At 65.0% G+C, this 1,247-nt stretch carries 1 protein-coding gene; it reads right to left on the bottom strand.

The features are described 5' to 3' along the window. Positions 1-23: 23 nt before the first annotated feature. On the bottom strand, positions 24-383 hold the full coding sequence (locus ACIA8E_RS42020; RefSeq protein WP_399307403.1) for a transposase: 360 nt from the start codon (positions 381-383) through the stop codon (positions 24-26). Positions 384-1,247 lie beyond the last annotated feature (864 nt).

Genomic DNA, 1,247 nt, shown 5'->3' with positions numbered 1-1,247 from the left:
CGCCAGGACTTCACCCGGAATCGTCACAACAACCCAACTACCACATGAAACAGCGACGTTGCCTCGAATCCGGCAGTAGATAAATTACGGCTCCTCACCAGCTGGTCTCGCCTGGCGAAATACTTCGCGGCCCTCCGCAGGATCTCCCGCTCGAGCTCGAGTTCCTTCACCCGGGCCCGCAGCTGCCGGTTCTCCTTCTCCATCGCGGTGGCCTCCACCGCCCCGGGCCGGGCGGCCTGCTCGGCATCCCGCACCCACGTGCGGAGCGTCTCGTGGTTGATGCCCAGGTCCTTGGCCACCGACGCGTACGTCCCACCCGGGCTCGAGTGGTACAGCGCGACGGCATCGGCCCGGAACTCAGGCGAGTACTTCGACGTCCCCAACGGGAACTCCTGTCCTATGGATCATCACGATCCAATGATCAGGGTGTCCACGATCAAGGGGAAACGCCCGGTTTGCGGACCGGGCGACGTCACCACTTAACCAACCCACACCATTTTTCCCAAATCCCCACCTAGCCCATACGGACGCACGAAAGCGAAAGCCCCCGTCCCGGCTGTAGCCGGAGACGAGGGGGGTGTGGTGCTGCGGGCATCTGGCCAGCTTAACGATCCCCTGTCAATTGTTCCAAGAACTATTCTCGCAGTGTTCTTTCGCAGGTCTGGCGGGCGCGACCAAGCCCCCCTCCGCCCGAAGGCAGAGGGGGCTGCGATCACTCAGGTTCGTCGTCCAGCGGCGGGATGTCGGGCTGTATGAACAGTCCGGCGTACTGCGGTTTCGGCGGCGGCCCGGCAGCGGTGTCGGCCTTCCGTGGGTCTACGCGCCGCTGCACCTGGCGAGGCGGGGCATCAGGCATCGAGTCTCCTGTACATCGCGGTTGTGGTGAAGGCCCCGAGGCCAAGCAGGTTGCGGCACTGGCCCGACGACGGGGCCTTGACACCAGTACGTCGGCACGCCGGACATCCGGGTCAGCCGGTGGGGCCTGGAAAGAGTATCTGTCCGGGCATGTCTGCCCGTCCACACCATCCCTGCCGGGCGAACCTGCAGGACCCTGTTCACCCTGCGGGCCAGCGGGACCGGACACACGAAAGCCCCCTGTCCCGGCTGTATCCTGGGGACGAGGGGCGTGGTGGTTCATGGGGGCCTTCACAGCTGAGGCGTCCCCCGGGGTGTGGGCACAGGGGCTCATGCCGCGATTGAGAGTTTAGCTGCTCGCAGATGCTGCTGTTCGAACTCCACCGGTGAGA

The sequence above is a fragment of the Streptomyces sp. NPDC051664 genome (assembly GCF_044453545.1).
Lineage (GTDB): Bacteria > Actinomycetota > Actinomycetes > Streptomycetales > Streptomycetaceae > Streptomyces.
The sequence above is the reverse complement of the archived record's forward strand: the minus strand, read 5'-3'. Positions and strand labels throughout refer to the sequence as shown.